General features: G+C 68.5%; 18 protein-coding genes. 7 read left to right on the top strand and 11 right to left on the bottom strand.

Translation table 11 applies throughout. The features are described 5' to 3' along the window. Nucleotides 1-8: 8 nt before the first annotated feature. The 3 genes from ACZ6ZD_RS09720 to ACZ6ZD_RS09710 are packed head-to-tail and all read right to left on the bottom strand — an operon-like array spanning nucleotide 9 to nucleotide 3,467. Nucleotides 9-974 (bottom strand): ABC transporter permease, encoded by a 966-nt coding sequence (locus ACZ6ZD_RS09720; RefSeq protein WP_465670196.1) that lies wholly within the window; start codon nucleotides 972-974, stop codon nucleotides 9-11. Next, nucleotides 964-1,974, bottom strand: coding sequence for an ABC transporter permease (locus tag ACZ6ZD_RS09715; protein WP_465670194.1), 1,011 nt, complete (start codon nucleotides 1,972-1,974; stop codon nucleotides 964-966). Before ACZ6ZD_RS09715 ends, ACZ6ZD_RS09720 begins: the two co-directional genes overlap by 11 nt. Continuing rightward, complete coding sequence (locus tag ACZ6ZD_RS09710; RefSeq protein WP_465670193.1) at nucleotides 1,971-3,467, bottom strand: sugar ABC transporter ATP-binding protein; 1,497 nt, start codon at nucleotides 3,465-3,467, stop codon at nucleotides 1,971-1,973. Before ACZ6ZD_RS09710 ends, ACZ6ZD_RS09715 begins: the two co-directional genes overlap by 4 nt. A 184-nt stretch (nucleotides 3,468-3,651) precedes the next feature. Between ACZ6ZD_RS09710 and ACZ6ZD_RS09705 the strand changes: the two genes are divergently transcribed. Then, the gene (locus tag ACZ6ZD_RS09705; protein WP_465670191.1) at nucleotides 3,652-4,686 is read left to right on the top strand and encodes a LacI family DNA-binding transcriptional regulator; all 1,035 of its coding nucleotides are present in this window, start codon (nucleotides 3,652-3,654) and stop codon (nucleotides 4,684-4,686) included. On the opposite strand, the gene ACZ6ZD_RS09700 is transcribed toward ACZ6ZD_RS09705, so the two are convergent. Further along, the gene (locus ACZ6ZD_RS09700) at nucleotides 4,683-5,312 is read right to left on the bottom strand and encodes a TetR/AcrR family transcriptional regulator (protein WP_465670189.1); all 630 of its coding nucleotides are present in this window, start codon (nucleotides 5,310-5,312) and stop codon (nucleotides 4,683-4,685) included. The genes ACZ6ZD_RS09705 and ACZ6ZD_RS09700 overlap by 4 nt on opposite strands. A gap of 77 nt (nucleotides 5,313-5,389) precedes the next feature. Here ACZ6ZD_RS09700 and ACZ6ZD_RS09695 point away from each other — a divergent pair, with 77 nt between their 5' ends. From ACZ6ZD_RS09695 to ACZ6ZD_RS09685, 3 genes are all read left to right on the top strand, one after another. Beyond that, a complete protein-coding gene (locus ACZ6ZD_RS09695; RefSeq protein WP_465670187.1) occupies nucleotides 5,390-6,250 on the top strand; it encodes an alpha/beta fold hydrolase in 861 nt (286 codons plus the stop codon). Between the two features lie 91 nt (nucleotides 6,251-6,341). Then, nucleotides 6,342-7,796, top strand: a complete 1,455-nt coding sequence (locus ACZ6ZD_RS09690) for a hypothetical protein (protein ID WP_465670185.1) — start codon at nucleotides 6,342-6,344, stop codon at nucleotides 7,794-7,796. A gap of 54 nt (nucleotides 7,797-7,850) precedes the next feature. Beyond that, nucleotides 7,851-8,399 carry a DUF4240 domain-containing protein gene (locus ACZ6ZD_RS09685; protein ID WP_465670183.1) on the top strand — a complete coding sequence of 183 codons (549 nt, stop codon included), beginning with the start codon at nucleotides 7,851-7,853 and terminating at the stop codon, nucleotides 8,397-8,399. Here the strand turns inward: ACZ6ZD_RS09685 and ACZ6ZD_RS09680 are convergent. The 4 genes from ACZ6ZD_RS09680 to ACZ6ZD_RS09665 are packed head-to-tail and all read right to left on the bottom strand — an operon-like array spanning nucleotide 8,396 to nucleotide 11,113. After that, the gene (locus ACZ6ZD_RS09680) at nucleotides 8,396-8,785 is read right to left on the bottom strand and encodes a RidA family protein (RefSeq protein ID WP_465670181.1); all 390 of its coding nucleotides are present in this window, start codon (nucleotides 8,783-8,785) and stop codon (nucleotides 8,396-8,398) included. The genes ACZ6ZD_RS09685 and ACZ6ZD_RS09680 overlap by 4 nt on opposite strands. A 52-nt stretch (nucleotides 8,786-8,837) precedes the next feature. Next, nucleotides 8,838-9,521 carry a hypothetical protein gene (locus ACZ6ZD_RS09675; protein WP_465670179.1) on the bottom strand — a complete coding sequence of 228 codons (684 nt, stop codon included), beginning with the start codon at nucleotides 9,519-9,521 and terminating at the stop codon, nucleotides 8,838-8,840. Nucleotides 9,522-9,557: 36 nt separating this feature from the next. Then, on the bottom strand, nucleotides 9,558-10,763 hold the full coding sequence (locus ACZ6ZD_RS09670; protein ID WP_465670177.1) for an RNA polymerase sigma factor: 1,206 nt from the start codon (nucleotides 10,761-10,763) through the stop codon (nucleotides 9,558-9,560). Further along, the gene (locus ACZ6ZD_RS09665) at nucleotides 10,760-11,113 is read right to left on the bottom strand and encodes a YciI family protein (protein WP_465672652.1); all 354 of its coding nucleotides are present in this window, start codon (nucleotides 11,111-11,113) and stop codon (nucleotides 10,760-10,762) included. The genes ACZ6ZD_RS09670 and ACZ6ZD_RS09665 overlap by 4 nt, the downstream gene beginning before the upstream one ends. A gap of 182 nt (nucleotides 11,114-11,295) precedes the next feature. Here ACZ6ZD_RS09665 and ACZ6ZD_RS09660 point away from each other — a divergent pair, with 182 nt between their 5' ends. Next, nucleotides 11,296-11,451 carry a DUF6131 family protein gene (locus tag ACZ6ZD_RS09660; RefSeq protein WP_171674508.1) on the top strand — a complete coding sequence of 52 codons (156 nt, stop codon included), beginning with the start codon at nucleotides 11,296-11,298 and terminating at the stop codon, nucleotides 11,449-11,451. A gap of 54 nt (nucleotides 11,452-11,505) precedes the next feature. Here ACZ6ZD_RS09660 and ACZ6ZD_RS09655 read toward each other — a convergent pair whose 3' ends face one another. After that, nucleotides 11,506-12,282, bottom strand: coding sequence for an enoyl-CoA hydratase/isomerase family protein (locus tag ACZ6ZD_RS09655; RefSeq protein ID WP_465670175.1), 777 nt, complete (start codon nucleotides 12,280-12,282; stop codon nucleotides 11,506-11,508). 403 nt (nucleotides 12,283-12,685) lie between these two features. Here ACZ6ZD_RS09655 and ACZ6ZD_RS09650 point away from each other — a divergent pair, with 403 nt between their 5' ends. Then, the gene (locus tag ACZ6ZD_RS09650; RefSeq protein ID WP_465670173.1) at nucleotides 12,686-13,537 is read left to right on the top strand and encodes a VldE C-terminal domain-containing protein; all 852 of its coding nucleotides are present in this window, start codon (nucleotides 12,686-12,688) and stop codon (nucleotides 13,535-13,537) included. A 60-nt stretch (nucleotides 13,538-13,597) separates the two neighbouring features. Here ACZ6ZD_RS09650 and ACZ6ZD_RS09645 read toward each other — a convergent pair whose 3' ends face one another. Continuing rightward, nucleotides 13,598-14,875, bottom strand: a complete 1,278-nt coding sequence (locus tag ACZ6ZD_RS09645; protein WP_465670171.1) for an FAD-binding oxidoreductase — start codon at nucleotides 14,873-14,875, stop codon at nucleotides 13,598-13,600. Nucleotides 14,876-14,948: 73 nt separating this feature from the next. On the opposite strand from ACZ6ZD_RS09645, the gene ACZ6ZD_RS09640 reads away from it, so the two are divergent. After that, entirely contained in the window at nucleotides 14,949-15,668 is a 720-nt protein-coding gene (locus tag ACZ6ZD_RS09640) for a phosphotransferase (protein WP_465670169.1), read from the top strand. On the opposite strand, the gene sigJ is transcribed toward ACZ6ZD_RS09640, so the two are convergent. After that, complete coding sequence (gene sigJ / locus ACZ6ZD_RS09635) at nucleotides 15,652-16,530, bottom strand: RNA polymerase sigma factor SigJ (RefSeq protein ID WP_465670167.1); 879 nt, start codon at nucleotides 16,528-16,530, stop codon at nucleotides 15,652-15,654. The genes ACZ6ZD_RS09640 and sigJ overlap by 17 nt on opposite strands. Nucleotides 16,531-16,578: the final 48 nt, after the last annotated feature.

Genomic DNA, 16,578 nt, shown 5'->3' with positions numbered 1-16,578 from the left:
TCGTCCTTTCAGGTACGACGTCGGAGCAGGTTGGGGCCGAGTACGGAAGCGATCAGCAGGACGCCGGTGACGACATTCAGCGCCTCGTTGGAGACATCGGAGAGCCGCAGCGCGTTCTGCAGCGAACCGAGCAGGACGACGCCCGCGAGGACGCCGGGCAGCGCGCCCTTGCCGCCGAAGATGGACACCCCGCCGAGCAGGACGGCGGCGACGACGGCCAGCTCGAGCCCGGCGCCGTTGTCGGCTCGGGCGCTGGAGTAGCGCAGCGTCCAGAGCACGCCGGCCAGACCGGCGATCGTGCCGCTGGCGACGTACAGCCAGAACTTGAGGCGATCGGGGCGGATCCCGGCAAAGCGAGCGGCCTGCTCACTCGCGCCGACCGCGAAGACCGCGCGGCCGATCGGGGTCGCGTGCAGGAAGACGCCGAAGATCGCCGCGAGCACGACGATCACGATCAGGACGTTCGGGATCGGCGTCCCGGCGATGGTGCCGGTGACCCAGTCGGTGTAGACGGCCGGGAAGTCGGCGACCGCGCCGTCGCCGAGGACGACGAACGCGAGGCCGCGGTAGAGCGCGAGCGTCCCGATCGTGACCGCCAGCGACGGCAGGCCGAGGACGGTGACGAAGAAGCCGTTGATCGCGCCCAGGACCGCGCCGAGCAGCAGGCAGACCGGGATGATCGTCTCGATCGGCTGGTTCGCGTTCCAGAGGTAGCCCATCACGGCGCTGGACAGGCCGAGGGTGCTCGCGACGCTCAGGTCGATCTCGCCGGTGACGATGACCAGCGTCATCGGCAGCGCGACCAGCGCGATCGGCAGCAGGTCGAGGACCAGGAAGCCGAAGTTCTGCGCGGTGCCGAAGCTGTTCACACTCGCGGCCGCGATGATCAGCACGATCACGGTGATCGCGATGATCGCCACGTTCCAGTTGGCCAGCCGGCCGATCCGGGGCTCGGTGAGCTGCTCAGCCGACATGGGAGCCTCGCTTCTTCAGGCCTGCCGCGACCCGGACGGCGACCAGCCGGTCGGCCCCGATCGCGAGCAGGATCAGACCGCCGACGATCGCCTGCTGCCAGAACTGGTTGATCTCGAGGACGGCGAGCGCGCTGCCGATCGTGGTGAGCAGCAAGGCGCCGAGCGCCGCGCCCCAGACCGTCCCGCTACCACCGAAGACCGCGACTCCGCCGACCACGACGGCCGCGACGACGTTCAGCTCCATACCGGTGCCGGCCGCGGCGTCGATCGTGCCGAAGCGCGCAGCGAACAGGACGCCGGCCAGACCGGCGAGTCCGCCGCTGACGACGAACGCGCCGACCGTACGCCGTCCGACCGGAATGCCGGCCAGCTGCGCGGCCTGCGGGCTGGAGCCCATCGCGTACAGCTCGCGGCCGGTCCGGTAGTTGCGGAGGACCACTGCGGTGACTACTAGGACCATAACGGCCAGAATCACCAGCCACGGGATGTCCGCCGTACCGAAGTTCAGAAAGCTTGGCGGCAGTTCGTCCGCGTTGATCTGGCTACCGCCGGCCCAGAAGTAGGTGACGCCGCGGATCACGTAGAGCGTGCCCAGCGTGACGACGAGCGCCGGTACGTTGCCGTAGCGGACCAGGACGCCGTTCAGCGCACCGCATCCCGCGCCGACGCCAGCACCCACGAGGAGGGCGAGGACGACCGGGATGCCGGGGTAGTTCTGCAGGAGCGTGCCGACCGTGAAGGCGCTCAGGCCGAGGACCGAGCCGACCGAGAGGTCGATGTTGCGGGTGATCACGACCACGGCCTGGCCGACCGCCAGCACGGCCAGGATCGCGGTGTTGAGCAGGATGTCGCGGACACTCTGGCCGGACAGGAAGCGCGGGTTCGAGATCGCGGTCACCGCGACCAGGATCGCGAGCGCGAGGACGATCCCCAGCTCGCGGGCGCGGAGGACGACGTCCAGGGACGAGCGTTTCGGCGCGGGCAGCTCGACGGTCGTCATACCGTCGCCTCCTGACCGGTCGCCGCGAACATCACGGCCTCCTCGGTCGCCTCGGCGCGACTCAGCTCGGCGACCAGGCGGCCCTCGCGCATCACCAGCACGCGATCGGCCATCCCGAGCACCTCGGGCAGCTCCGACGAGACCATCAGGACGGCGACTCCTTCCGCGGCGAGGCTGGACATCAGCCGGTGCACCTCGGCCTTGGTGCCGACGTCGATCCCGCGGGTCGGCTCGTCGACGATCAGCACCTTCGGCTTGGTCGCGAGCCACTTGGCCAGCACGACCTTCTGCTGGTTGCCGCCCGACAACGTGCCGACCTCGTCGGACAGCCGGCCGTACTTCGTCTTGAGTCGCTCGGTCCATTCCTGCGCGGATCGGCGTTCGCGACTGCCGGTGAGGAAGCCGAGCTGGGACAGCGAGCGGGACCTCGGCAGCGTCACGTTGCGCTCGATCGACAGCTCCATCAGCAGGCCCTGCTGGCGCCGGTCCTCGGGGACGAGCGCGACGCCCGCGGCCATCGCCTGCTTGGGTCGGCCCGGTTTCAGGGTCTTGCCGCCGACCTCGACGGTCCCGGCATCCCGCGGGTCGACGCCGAAGATCGACTGGACCACTTCGGAGCGACCGGAGCCGACCAGACCGGCCAGCGCGACGATCTCGCCGGCCCGGACGTCGAAGGAGACGTCCCGGAAGATCGGGTCCCGGGAGAGGCCGTCGACCTTGAGCGCGACGGCGCCGGGAGCGACGTCCTGTTTCGGGAAGAGCGCCTCGAGATCACGGCCGACCATCCGGCGGACCATCTCGTCGACGCTGGTGTCGGCGAGCAGATCGGTCGACACGTGCCGGCCGTCGCGCATGATCGTGACGCGCTGACAGAGTGCGGTGATCTCCTCGAAGCGGTGCGAGATGAACAGCAGCGCGGCGCCGTCGTCGCGGAGCGAGCGGGCGACGCTGAAGAGCCGCTCGACCTCGACTCCGGTCAGCGCGGCGGTCGGCTCGTCCATCACGACCACGCGGGCGTCCGCGGAGAGGGCCTTGGCGATCTCGACCAGTTGCTGGTCGGCGATCGAGAGGCCGCGGGCGGGCCGGTTCGGGTCGATGGACACGCCGAGGCGGGTGAAGAGGCGGGCCGCCTGGCTCACCATCGCGGCCCGGTCGATCGTGTTGAAACGACCCAGTGGCTGGCGGCCCATCGCGATGTTCTCGGCGACGGACAGGTCCGGGAAGAGGGTCGGCTCCTGGTAGATGACCGCGATCCCGGCGGCCTTCGCGTCGGCGGGCCCGCCGAGGGCGAGCGGCGTACCGGCCAGCTCCAGCGCGCCCGCGTCGGGCCGGTGCACACCGGCCAGCATCTTCACGATCGTGGACTTCCCGGCGCCGTTCTCGCCGACCAGGGCATGCGCCTCACCGGCGTACAGGTCGAAGGAGACGTCGCGGACGGCGGCGACCGCGCCGAACGACTTGGCGACGCCGCGGATGCGGAGCAGCGCGGTCATCGGTCACCTCCCGGGCGGTTATGAAAGGTTTCAAGTGATGAAGAGGAACGTACGGGCGAGGCCGGACGGGCGTCAAGAGGTGGACTACTCATTCGACCGAGCCGGGCGGATTTGCCGGTGCGCAAGGAGTAGGCTTCGGGCCCTAAGACGTTTCAACTGAGACCTTGACGCGGGGAGGGTGGGCGTGGCAGTCGAGCGCCGCGGGCAGACCGCTGGAGTGAAGGCGGTCGCCGCCGCTGCCGGGGTCTCGCTCGGCACGGTCTCGAATGTGCTGAACCGGCCCGAGATGGTCAGCCCGGTGACGCGCGCCAAGGTCGAGGCGGCGATGACCGCGCTCGGCTTCGTCCGGAACGAGTCCGCCCGGCAGCTCCGGGCCGGCAGCAGCCGGATCCTCGCGTACCTGATGCTCGACGCGGGCAACCCGTTCTTCACCGACGTCGCCCGGGGCGTCGAGGAGGCGGCCCAGACGGCCGGGCTGTCGGTCTTCCTCTGCAACAGCAACGAGGACGCTTCGCGCGAGGCCGACTACCTCGACCTGCTCGAGCAGCAACGCGTTCAGGGCGTGCTGATCACGCCGATCGATCAGCACTCGCCGCAGCTTCGCAACCTGCCCGCCCGCGGTACGCCGGTGGTCGTGGTCGACCGGGCGATCGACGACGAGGAGCACTGCTCGGTCGCGGTCAACGACGTCCTCGGCGGCGAGCTCGCGATCGCGCACCTACTGGAGCTCGGCCACGAGCGGATCGCGTACGTCGGCGGGCCGGCGACGATCGGCCAGGTCGTGGACCGCCGCGACGGCGGGCGGAACGCGCTGCGCAAGGCGGGCCGGGCCGAGAGCGAGCTGATCGAGATCGGCACCGGCGCGCTCACCGTCGCCGAAGGTAGGGGCGCAGGGCAACGACTTGCCGGGCTGCCCGCGGCTCGGCGTCCGACGGCCGCGTTCTGCGCGAACGACCTGCTGGCGCTGGGTTTGCTGCAGCAGTGCGTGAGTCTCGGCATCCGGGTGCCGGAGGATCTGGCAATCGTGGGTTACGACGACATCGAGTTCGCCGCGGCGGCCGCCGTACCGCTGACGTCCGTCCGCCAGCCGCGGCAGCTGCTCGGTCGGACGGCGGCGGAGCTGCTGCTCGACGAGTCGGCCAACCCCGACCACGAGCACCAGCGGGTCATCTTCACCCCCGAGCTGGTCGTGCGAACCTCGACGCGAGGCGCCGGCTAGGCCGTCCCGTAGGAGGCCAGGAAGACGTCGACGGCGCCGTCGGCGATCTGGTCGAGCTCGCCGGGCTGTGGGCGGACGCGAGTCCCGGCGAACATCGCGCGGTTCATCGGTTTGTACATGACCAAACCGGCGAACTGGTACGCGACGAGCGTCGGATCGTCCAGCTCGCGGAGCAGACCACGCTCGGTCAAACCGGCGAGCGCCTGCCCGAGGGTCTCCAAGGACTTCTCGAAACCGCTGGTGAACCAGGCGCCGCACACCTCCGGGAAGCGATCGGCCTCGGCGATCACGAGCCGGCGAAGCTGCAGCACGTGGTCGGCCGTCAGGGTCTCGAGGAGCCGGAACGCCAACGCCCGCAGGGCTTCCCGGGCGTCGGTGGCGCCGTCGAGGGCTTCGGCGTACGCCGCGGCGAGGTTCACCGCGAGCTGATCGTTGGTGCCGAGCACGATCTCGGCGAACAGGCGTTCCTTGTTCTCGAACTGTTTGTAGACGGTCTGTTTGGAGACGCCGGCCTTGGCCGCGACCTCGTCCATACTCGCGCCGAGATAGCCGTGCTGGAGGAACACCTCGGTGGCCGCGTGCTGGATCGCGCGCCGCTTGGTCGCCGTACGCCCTGTCTGTTCCATGCCGGAAATCATACTGGACAGTCTAGTTTTCTTGTGAGTACTGTACGGTCTAGTTCCCAACCAGCGAGGAGAGCACGATGAGCACCGTGAGGTCCGCCGACGGCACCACCATCCACTTCGACGTCCGCGGCGCCGGGCAACCGTTGATCATCGTCGACGGCGCCACCGCCCACCCGGCCGTGAACCCGCTGAACGCCGAGCTCGCCGAGCTGCTCGAGAGCGAGTTCCGGACGTACACCTACGACCGGCGCGGCCGCGGCCAGAGCACCGACACCGCGCCGTACGCCGTCCAGCGCGAGATCGAGGACATCGCCGCCCTGATCGAGCACGCCGACGCTCCGGCGATCGTCCTCGGCTACTCGTCGGGCGCACTGCTCGCCCTGGACACCGCAACCGCCGGCCTCCCGGTCAGCGGAGTCGTCATGTTCGAGCCGCCAGTAGTAGTCGACGACAACCGACCGCCTCTGCCGACCGACTACGTAGAACAGCTGGAAGCCCACATCGCCGCCGGCAACCCCGACCTGGCCGCCGAGCTCTTCATGACCGCCGCAGTCGGCCTCCCGCCCGAAATGGTCGCCGGCATCCGCCAGTCCCCCCCTGTGGCAGCCCGTCGTCGACGTAGCCCACACCATCTCCTACGACGGCCGCATCATGGGCACCACCATGTCCGGCAACCCCCTCCCCGCCGACCGCTGGTCCACCGTCACCGTCCCCGTCCACGTCCTCTACGGCGAAGACACCTGGCCCACCCTCATCACCGGCGCCCAAGCCGTAGCCACCCACCTCCCCACCGCAACCCTCCACCCCATCCCCGGCGAAAACCACTCCACCACCCCCGACGTCCTAGCCACCGCCCTCCGCAACTTCACCAAAACCCTCTGAGAGGCACTCGACGAGCTGAGACGACCCCCTGGAGGCCGACCCTTCACTTAGCGTGACGATCGGCGTAGGGTGCCGAGTTCAACGGGCGAAACACGGTAATGCGGGCCTGTGGGGGGTCTGCCGGGCAATGCCCGTGGGGGGACGAAGATGGCAGAAGAGAGTTGGCATCAGGCGCGCCTGATACCTACATCGGGAATCAGCGGAGCGGACGAGCAGGAGCGGCGGGCCACATCGGCCTTGCTGGCTGTCATGTCGTCGGTCCGCGAGTTCGGTCGCGTGCTGACCCAGCCACTGGGAGCACCTGCGGGTCAGCTGGAGACATATATCGAAGTGCCGTTCCAGCTCGGTGAGCGTCGCCTGTTCCCGGATGGGTTGTTGCGATCCCGCCGCGGCCAGAAGGAGTGGACCGCGCTCGTCGAAGTCAAGACCGGCGTCAACGAGCTGAACGCCGAGCAACTGGAGGCGTATCTCGACATCGCCCGTGAGCAGGGCTTCGATGCGGTCGTCACGATCTCGAACGAGATCCCGGCAATCGCGGGCCTCCATCCGACCAAAGTGGACAAGCGAAAACTCAAACGAGTAGCTCTGCACCATTGGTCGTGGTCGATGGTGCTCGCGGAAGCCGTCCTGCAGAAGGAGCATCGCGGCGTCGCCGATCCTGACCAGGCATGGATCCTCGGCGAGCTCATCCGCTATCTCGAGCATCCGAGATCTGGCGCCCTGCAGTTCGAGGACATGGGCGCCTCCTGGGTGACAACCAGAGAGGCTGTCGCAGCCGGCACCCTTCGCGCCGGAGACAAGTGCGCTCCGGAGGTTGCGGCCCGCTTCGACGCCCTGCTTCGCTACGTCAGCCTGCAACTGGGGCGCAAGCTGGGCGACGACGTGACACCTGCCCTGAGTCGAAAGGAACTCGCCGAACCCGCCTTACGCTCGCAGGCGCTTGTCCAGTCGATGTGCACGAGCGGAACACTGCAAGGCGCAATCAACATTCCCAATGCCGTCGGACCGCTGGCTGTGACCGCGGATCTCCGGGCGGGTCAGGTGATCTGTCATGTCGATATCGCGGCGCCCCGAGACGGCCGGCCTACGACTCGGGTCAACTGGCTGCTGCGGCAGTTGCGGCACGCGCCGGAAACCACTCGCATCGAGGCCTTTGTCATGCATGCGAGAGGCGCAGGTACGGCGGATCTGCTACGAGCTGTTCGTGAGCAGCCGGCCCTGCTCGTCGAGGATCCGAAGAAGGAGCTCAGAGGTTTCCGTATCGCCCTGAGCCAGCCGCTCGGATCGAAGCGCGGGCGCGGACGCGGCTCGTTCATCGACTCGGTCGAGAATGCGATCAACACGTTCTACGGTGAGATCGTTCAGGACCTTCGAGCTTGGACGGCGACCCCGCCGCGACTCCGAGAGGCACCCGCCCAACCTGACGAACGGAGTTCGTTGACCTCGACCGCATTGTCGTCGCAGGACGGCGTGGAACCCGATCAACCGGATCTTCCCGCGATCGATACACCGGACGCGTTGCTCGACGCTGCTTCGTCGTCGTACGCCGAAGCCACGGATCCGCCCGCAGAGCGCATCCACCCAGCCGACGTATCCAGCTGAATTCCTTCGCAGGAAGCCTCCCGTTGACCCCCGGGTCGGTGAGACGCTTTGGGGGTGGACCGGGATGGGTTTTGGGGGGTTGTGGAGGGTGCGCGGGGTGGGGTGGATGACACCGCGGCGGATCCGGATGGGGTTGCGGACGCGCTGACGCGGGCGCTGGGTGGGCTGGAGGCGGGGGAGATCGCTGGCTTCGGGGTGGAGCTGGCGGGGTTGCTGGCCGAGTCCTACCGGTGGGATCTGTGGGCTGCGGCGTACTTGATCAACGGGGGTGGGTCGGAGGACGGGTTCGACTCGTTCCGGGGGTGGTTGGTGGCGCAGGGGCGGGAGGTTTGGGAGGCGGCGATGGCCGAGCCGGACTCGTTGGCCGATGTGGTGGACGAGGATCGGCCGGAGGGGTTCGAGGGGTTCGACGGCGAGGGGATGCTGCACGTCGGGAGCCACGCGTACAAGAACGTGACGGGTGACGAAGCGGCGTACTGGAAAGCAGTCGAGGCGGAAGCGCCGGACACGCCAGACCTGCCGGCCGGCACAGAAATCGACTTCGACGACGAAGCCGACCTCCACGACCACCTACCCCGCCTGGCCGTGCTCTACCTCGACTAGGCCACCGCGACGGCTTCGATCTCCAGGAGCCACTCTTCGGCGTAGATGTCGCAGATGACGATGGTGAGTGCCGGTGCGTGGTCGCCGAGCACTTCCGCGCGAATCGTCGAGTTCGCGGCGCGGTACTGGCGGTCGGACAAGTAGGTGTTGACCTTGACCAGATTGCGCGCGTCCATCCCCGCTTCGCCGAGGACGGCGAGCACGTTGCGCCAGACCATTCGGCACTGCGACTCGAAGTCCGGCGGGATGCGGCCGTCCTCGTCACCCCAGGGCACCTGGCCGCTGACGTAGACCGTCCGCTCGCCTCCGGTCACGAGGACGCCGTGCGTGTACTGACCGGTCGAACCGGGCAGGATCGGCGGATCCAGCTGCGTGATCTCAACCATCTCGAACTCCCTAACCTGTTGAGAGAGTTCTACCAGTTAGCTGGGTCGACGACTAGCCCGGTTCGCCGCCGAGGCGCTCGATTGCTGCGCGGAGGCGGCGGCGCCAGGCGGGTTGGCCGGCGTCCTCGTCGGCGGCGGCCAGACTGACGAGGTGCTGCGCCATCTCGAAACCCTCGGCGGACGGCGTTCCCACGCTGGTTTCTGGCTGGACGTCGAACTCGTCCGGCTCCAGGTCGTCGTACTCGTAGCTGACGCGTCGCGTCGACCAGCCGAAGCCGTCCGGCACCAGCAGCTCGGGCACGAGCACCTCATGGCTGAGCGACGTCAGCTCCTTGTCACCGTTGCCGATGCTGAAGATGGTCGTACCGCGGCGGCGGACGTCGCTGACTCGCTCCAGCAGGGTGTCGGCCGGTTCGGCTTCGGCTACGACCAGGAGCGACTCGCCGCGACCGGCGTCCCGTAGTCGGTCCAGTCCGATCGCCAGGTGCGGCGGTGCGTCCGGCGGTGGTGCCCAGCGGACGAGCGACGGGCGGGCGTCCTCGACACCGGCTCGGTGCAGCTCGTCGTCCAGGTGGGCGGTGAGGTGCCACGGCTCGTCGTCGACCGGGCCGAAGAGCATCAGACCGCCGGTCCGGGTCGTGTAGCGGCGTAGCGAGTGGCCGAAGTCCCGCGTCCGGCTGCCGAGCTCAGTGCCGCTCAGCATCTCCCGTAGCAGCGACGCCCTGGTGAGGTCCACACCTCCAACCTGACACATCCGCGGGGCTATTGCGACTCAGCCCAGCCGGTCCGCCTTTGCCTGCAGATAGTCGCGCTCCGGCGCACTCGTCGTCCGCCGAGCCGCCAGCAGATAGCTCTCCCGCGCAGCGGCCGTTTCACCGGCCATTTCGAGCAGATGCGCGCGCACGGCCTCCAGCCGGTGGTGCTCGGTGAGGCGGCCGTCGGACTCGAGTGGCTCGAGGACGGCGAGGCCGGCCGCCGGTCCGGCCGTCATACCGACAGCTACCGCGTGGTTGAGCTTCACCATCGGGTTGTCGACCAGCTGCTCGAGGACGTCGTACAACGCGACGATCTGCCGCCAGTCGGTGTCCTCAGCTCGCTCCGCGGTCGCATGCACCGCTGCGATCGCCGCCTGCACTTGGTACGGGCCGAGCCGAGTTCGCGCCAACGCGTCGGACACCAACGCCTCACCCTCGACGACGGCGTTCTGATCCCACAGCGATCGATCCTGGTCGGCCAGCGGGATCAGTGCGCCGTCCGCCGTCGTACGGGCGGCCCGGCGCGCGTCAGTGAGCAGCATCAGCGCCAACAGACCCGCGACCTCACCGTCGTCCGGCAGCAGCCGCCGTACGCCGCGCACCAGCCGGATCGCCTCAGTGGTGAGCTCCGCACTGTGCAACGCCGTACCGGACGACGCGGTGTAGCCCTCGTTGAAGATGAGGTACAGGACATGCAGTACGGCGCTCATCCGCGCGTCCAGCTCCGCCGCCGGCGGCATCTCGAAAGTGCTACCCGCCTGCTTGATGCTGCGCTTCGCACGGCTGATGCGTTGCGCCATCGTCGACTCCGGCACCAGAAACGCCGCAGCGATCTGTGCGGTGGTCAGACCGCCGACTGCCCGCAGCGTGAGGGCTATCTGGGACGCAGCGGACAGCGCGGGATGACAACAGAGGAGCAAGAGCGTCAGCGTGTCATCCTGCGCAGCCACTTCGGGGACGTCGGCAACGAACTGACCGGCGTCCTCCTCACGTCGTCGTCGAGCCGACTCGCTGCGCAGCAGGTCCATCAGGCGCCGCGAGCCGACCCTGATCAGCCAGCCGCGCGGGTTGGCCGGCAGACCCTCTTCGGGCCACTGCTGCGCCGCAGCGAGCAGTGCCTCCTGGACGGCGTCCTCAGCCAAGTCGAAATGGCCGTAGTGCCGAACCAGCGCACTCAGGACCTGAGGCGCCTGCTCGCGCAGCAGCAGCTCGACGTCGGTCACATCTCCAGCCCGGACGAGTCCATCACCGGTCGCACTTCGACAGCGACGTATTCCGCGTCCGGCATCCGCGCCGCGTAGCCGATCGCCTGATCGATGTCGTCGCACTCGACCAGGTAGAAGCCGGCCAGATGCTCTTTGGTCTCGGCGTACGGTCCATCCGTCGCGGCCGTCACCCCATCGCGAATCGTCACGGTCCGCGTGGTGATGGGGTCGGCCAGGCCGGCTCCGGCAACCAGTAGCCCTTGCTCGTCCAGCTCTCGGTAGAGGTCGGCGTGCGCGCGGGTCAGCCCGTCGCGTTGCTCGGTCGACAGGCTCGCCCAGCTCTCCGGGTTGCTGTAGATCAGCAGCATGTACTTCACAGGCACCATCCTGACGCTCTGGGAGGCCGCTGTGACCTCCTGATGTCGGTACGTCGTCGCCAGCCGGCCGGCTTCGACATCAAACACCCGTTGGAGATTGCGCTGCTGCCCAGTGGGGCACTTGATGTCCGGCCGCCACTTTCCCCGCCCGGCGGCCCTCATAAGGAGGCTCCATGCTTATCCTCGGGCTGATCTTGCTGTTGCTCGGGTTCCTGTTGAAGATCTCGATCCTGTGGACGATCGGCATCGTATTGCTGGTCGTCGGCGCCGTGCTGTTCCTGCTCGGCTCCACCGGACGCGCCATCGGCGGCCGTCGACACTGGTACTGATCCTAGGATTTCGAACGGGGAAACCCCGCGGACCGTTCTGGTCCGCGGGGTGCATTACGTCCAGGGGAAACGCGGAGATCGCTTCTCTGTAAAGGCTTTGATGCCCTCAGCGAGCTCACCACTCGCAATGGTCTCGCCGTAGCGAGCCAGCGCCGGACTGTCGGCGTCCGCTCCGGCCAACAACGCGTTGACCGTCTCCTTGGCCGAGCGAATGGTCAGCTGCGACCGCGAGACCAGAGTCGCCGCGAACTCGTCGACTGTGGACTCCAGATCGACTTCGTCGACCACTCTGTCGACCAGACCCTTCTGCTCAGCCTGCTCAGCACTCAGCAGGTCTCCACTGAACAAGAGGTACTTCGTCGTCGCAGGGCCGACCAGATCGAGCAGAACGCGCACAGCAGCCGGCGGGTACACGACACCGATCCGTGCGGGCGTCACGCCGTACGACGAACCCCGCGCGGCGAACCGGAAGTCACAGTTCACTGCGATCTCCAGACCGCCTCCGATGCAGTGCCCGCGGACCACGGCGATAGTCGGTCGCGGAAACTCCCGCAACGCGGCCTGCGCCCGCAGGTTGAATGCGCGCAGTTCAGCCATCGGATCGGCCGGATCGGCGCCAGAGATCAGCTCACCGATGTCAGCACCGGCCGAAAAGCTCGGACCGGCCCCGGTGACGACCAGCACCTTGACTGCGTCGTCCGCGGCCAGCTCGGCCAGCAGACCGGGCAGCGCCTCCCACATCGACCGGGTGAGCGCATTGCGCTTCGACACGCGGTCGATGACCAGCCGAGCCACCTCACCACTGCGGATCTGGAATCCGAGGTCGTCCATACCGGGCAGTCAACCAGGCGGCGTCCCCGGGCGCCGCCTGGTGGATCACACCCCGCGTTCGACCCGCGACTGGTCACCGGACCGTTACGCGGAGTTCGTCGACGGATGGCTTGATCACGGCGTCGTGCGATCCGAGCGTTTGATCTCGGTCCCATCACATCCGGATAGCGGGCAGATCACGCGGGCGCGCCGCCGTAAGTGTTCGTAATGCGTTAAAAACGCGGGTCGATTGCGAACCTTGCCGGGATCTGTGCTTGACTCCTCCGGTCGATAACGTTTTGGTCTCGGCAGATTGGGTTCAAAGAGCATGACTGCAGGACGGCATAGACAGGCGCGGCACCGTCAACCGCGCCCGAAGGTGATCCGGCCCGGCATCGTGAAGGTCGCGATCCCCGGAGCGGCAGTGGCCCTCGTGGCCACGGGTTCGGCGGCCGCGCTCCCCGGTCACGACGTCAAGGTGGACACCCCGATCGCCAGCTCGTCCCTGCAGCTGGCGCGCGAGGCGGCCACCAGCCGGGATGCCCTGCGTCCCCCGCTGAACCTGAAGCAGTCCCCGAAGCCGACCGCGAGCCCGACGGCCAAGCACCTGAAGAAGCAGGCGCCGATCCCGAAGCCGACCGCCGCCAAGACGCGCGCCGCGGCCGCCCTGCCGCCGAAGATCATCGGCACGAAGTTCACCACCACGGATCTGAACGTGTGGACGGTCCCGCTGACCGGCGTCCTGCTCGACGTGCTCAAGCGCGGCACCAAGGTCTCGATCACCGGCAAGGTGGACGGCATCTGGGCCGAGATCGTCAGCAACGGCAAGTCCCGCTGGGTCAAGGCCGAGTACCTCGCGCTGAAGAAGCCGGTCGAGGCCGTCGCGGGCGGGATCTCGCAGAACGCGTGCAAGTCCGGCTCGTCGGTCGAGAGCGGCCTCACCAAGGACGCCATCCGGGTGCACCGCGCCGTCTGCGCGAAGTTCCCGAGTATCACGTCGTACGGCGGGATGCGGGCCGGCGACTCCGGCTCGGAGCACTCGACCGGTCGCGCGCTCGACATCATGGTCAGCGGCTCCCTCGGCCAGGAGGTCGCCGACTGGCTGAAGGCGAACTACAAGAAGCTCGGTATCAGTGAGCTGCTCTGGGAGCAGCACATCTGGACGGTCCAGCGCAGCGGCGAAGGCTGGCGCGCGATGGAGGACCGTGGCGGCGCCACGGCCAACCACTACGACCACGTGCACGTCAGCGTGTACGGCAACACCGGCACGGTCTGAGTCTCTCCGCGCTCCGCAGCGGCCCGGTTCCACCCTCCTGGGAACCGGGCCGTTGCGTGTCTACGGCTCGAGATTCGCGTTGAGGCGGAAGAAGTTCGTCGGGTCGTACGCGCGTTTGACCGTACGCAGGCGGCTCAGATCCGCTTCGGCGTACGCCGTCACCGCGCGACTGTGGTCGCCGAGGAAGTTCACGAACGTGCGGCCGGAGTCCGGCAGCAGGCCGGGCGGGAGCTCACGGTCGACGATCAGCGAGTACGCCGCGGCGCGGTGACCCACCGGGCCCGCGCCGGGTCCGGGGTGCGCCATCGCGCCACCCCAGTGCCGGATCTCGACCGTCGGGTCGTCGTCGAGTGCGACGAGCGTGTCGATGACGTCGTCGGTGAGGTCGTCGAGGAAGTCGAGGTGGCGCGTCGGCGTCCCGCCCATCGCGGCATCGGCGTACTCGATGGTCGTCAGCGCACCGGCCAGGCGCGGTCCGGCTACCTCGAAGAGCGGTTTGAGGAGGTGCTCGGCCAGGTCCGCGGCACCGGCGTACAGGGCCTTGATCGCGACGGCCCGCTGCTCAGTGCCGGGGATGCGGGTCAGGACGACGGCTGTGCTGAGCTCGTTGGGGATGCGCTTCGTCCAGTCGCGGTAGCGGCGCAGGATCTCGGCTGCGCGGTCGATGCCGTAGTAGACGATTCCGGCGTACACGGTCTGGACGGGGTAGAGGCGGAACTCCAGCGAGGTGACGATGCCGAAGTTGCCGGTACCACCGCGGATCGCCCAGAACAGGTCGGGGTGCTGTTCTGCGCTTGCTGTCACGACACGTCCGTCAGCTGTGACCACCTCCGCCCGGAGCACGCTGTCGGCCGCGAAACCGTACTTCCGCGCCAGCCAGCCGACACCTCCACCGAGCGTGTAGCCGGTGACGCCGACGTCCTTGGACGACCCTGACAACGGCGCCAGGCCGAACTGCCGCGCAGCTTCCAGCACAGCACCCCACCGCGCGCCGGGCGCAACCCGAGCCACCTGCCGCTCCGGATCGACGAACACACCAGTCAGCTGCGTTGTCTTGAGCAGGATGCCGCCGTCCGCCGGCAGCTTCGTTCCGTGCCCAGTAGCCTGCACAGCCACCGGGACGCCGTACTCCCGCGCCACCCGCACCACGGTCTGGACGTCGCCGCGGCCACCAGCCTCAGCCACGACCAGCGGCCGCGAGTCGAGCGACGGCGCCACCGCACGCCGCTGCACGTCGTACTCCGCCTCCCCCGGCAACCACAGGCGCCCACTGAACCCGGCCCCCACCAGCCCAGCCACCACATCCGCCCGCCCCGCCACCACAACCTGCGCAGTCATCTCTCTGCCTCCTTCGCCTCAGCTCTCACTGACACGTCGAAGAAGACCCAGCGAAATTGACACCCTGACCCCAATGACTTTCACCAAGCACTTCACCACCACCTCCCGCGCCGAACCCCACCGCGAGTGGACCACCCTCAGCACACTCTCCAGCGCACTCCCAGACCTAGTCCCCCACCCCCTCACCCACGGCCCCACCTGGGTCCAAATGACCCACCTACCCGGCCAGCCGCTCACCGCCCCACTCACCCGCCGCCAGCTAGCCGCCCTCGGCGACGCCCTGGCCCTCCTCTGGTCCGTTCCGCCTACGGGCCTCCTGCTCCTCGAAGTCCCGTCCCTCATCGCCCGAACGGCTGACGGTCTCGCAGGTCTTCGCAGCCGGCCGGACGTCATCGGCTCGGCTGCGGCGGAGGCGGCCGACTGGCTCGATCAGGCGGACGGGCTGGCCGACGTCCAGGAGCCGGTGATCGGCCATGGCGACCCGAACCTCGCCAACTACCTGTGGGACGGCGAGCGCGTCCGCATCGTCGACTTCGAGGACGCGGGCCGGGGCGGCCGTACGTTCGAGCTGGCCAATCTGGTGGAGCACCTCGCCGGCCGCGGGACGCTCTGGAACGAGCTGCTGGCCCGGTTCCCGGTCGATCCGGCGCGCTTCCACGCCGCCCGGTGCCTGTGGGCCGCGTTCTGGCTGGTGTGGATCGGCCCGGGTGGTCCGAGCGCGCACCGCAACCCGCCTGGGACTGCTGCGGCGCAGGCGCGGCGGCTGGTCGGTCTGGTCAGGGCTCGATGGTGAGGGCGGCCAGGCGAGCGGGGTCGGCGAGGATGTTCATTTCGGTGATCTTGTTGTTGGTGATGGTGAAGGTGGACACCGCCTGGAGGCGGCCGTTGACGACGGTGATCGTGCCGGGGCTGCCGTCGATCAGGGCCAGGTGGGTGTGAGGGGCCAGGCGGGTGAAGGTCAGGGCCTGTTCGACGACGGCCAGGGCGCCGCGGACGAGTTTGGAGACGGCGGGGCCGGTGTGCTGATCAGGGCCGGCGTCGGCTCGGAGTACGACATCCGGGTCCAGAAGAACGAGGAGGCCTTCGAAGTCGCCGTTACGGGAGGCGGCGATGAAAGCCTCGACCACCTCGCGGCGGCGTCCAGAGTCGGTCTGGTCGGCAGGTGCGCCCTGTACGCGCCGGCGGGCGCGGCTGGCGAGCTGACGGGTCGCTGCAGGGGACTTACCGACGATCTCAGCGATCTCGTCGAAGCTCAGACCGAACATGTCATGCAGCACGAACGCAAGCCGCTCCGCCGGCGACAGCGTCTCCAGCACGACCAGCATCGCCAGCCCAACCGCATCTGCCTGGACCGCCGTCTCCTCCGGGTCAACCGACCGCAGCGAAACCGGGTCCGGAACGAACGTGTCCAGCGCATCCTCGCGCCGCGACTTCCGAGTCCGCAGCATGTCCAGACACACCCGCGACACCACAGTGGTCAGCCAGCCCGCCAGATTGAGCACGTCACTCGTATCCGACCGATTGAGCCGCAGCCAAGCCTCCTGTACCGCGTCCTCAGCTTCAGCCCGCGAACCGAGCATCCGATAAGCCACTCCCCGCAAGTGGTCCCGGTGCTCCTCAAACCCCAGCGCCAGCAGCTCCCGCTCGTCCACCATCTACTCCCGTCGAAAGATCTGTCCGGCCGTTCTCAGTCCCTGACGGAT

Source organism: Kribbella sp. NPDC104218 (assembly GCF_055584105.1).
Note: the sequence above shows the minus strand (reverse complement) of the source record. Positions and strands in the feature narration are given on the sequence as shown.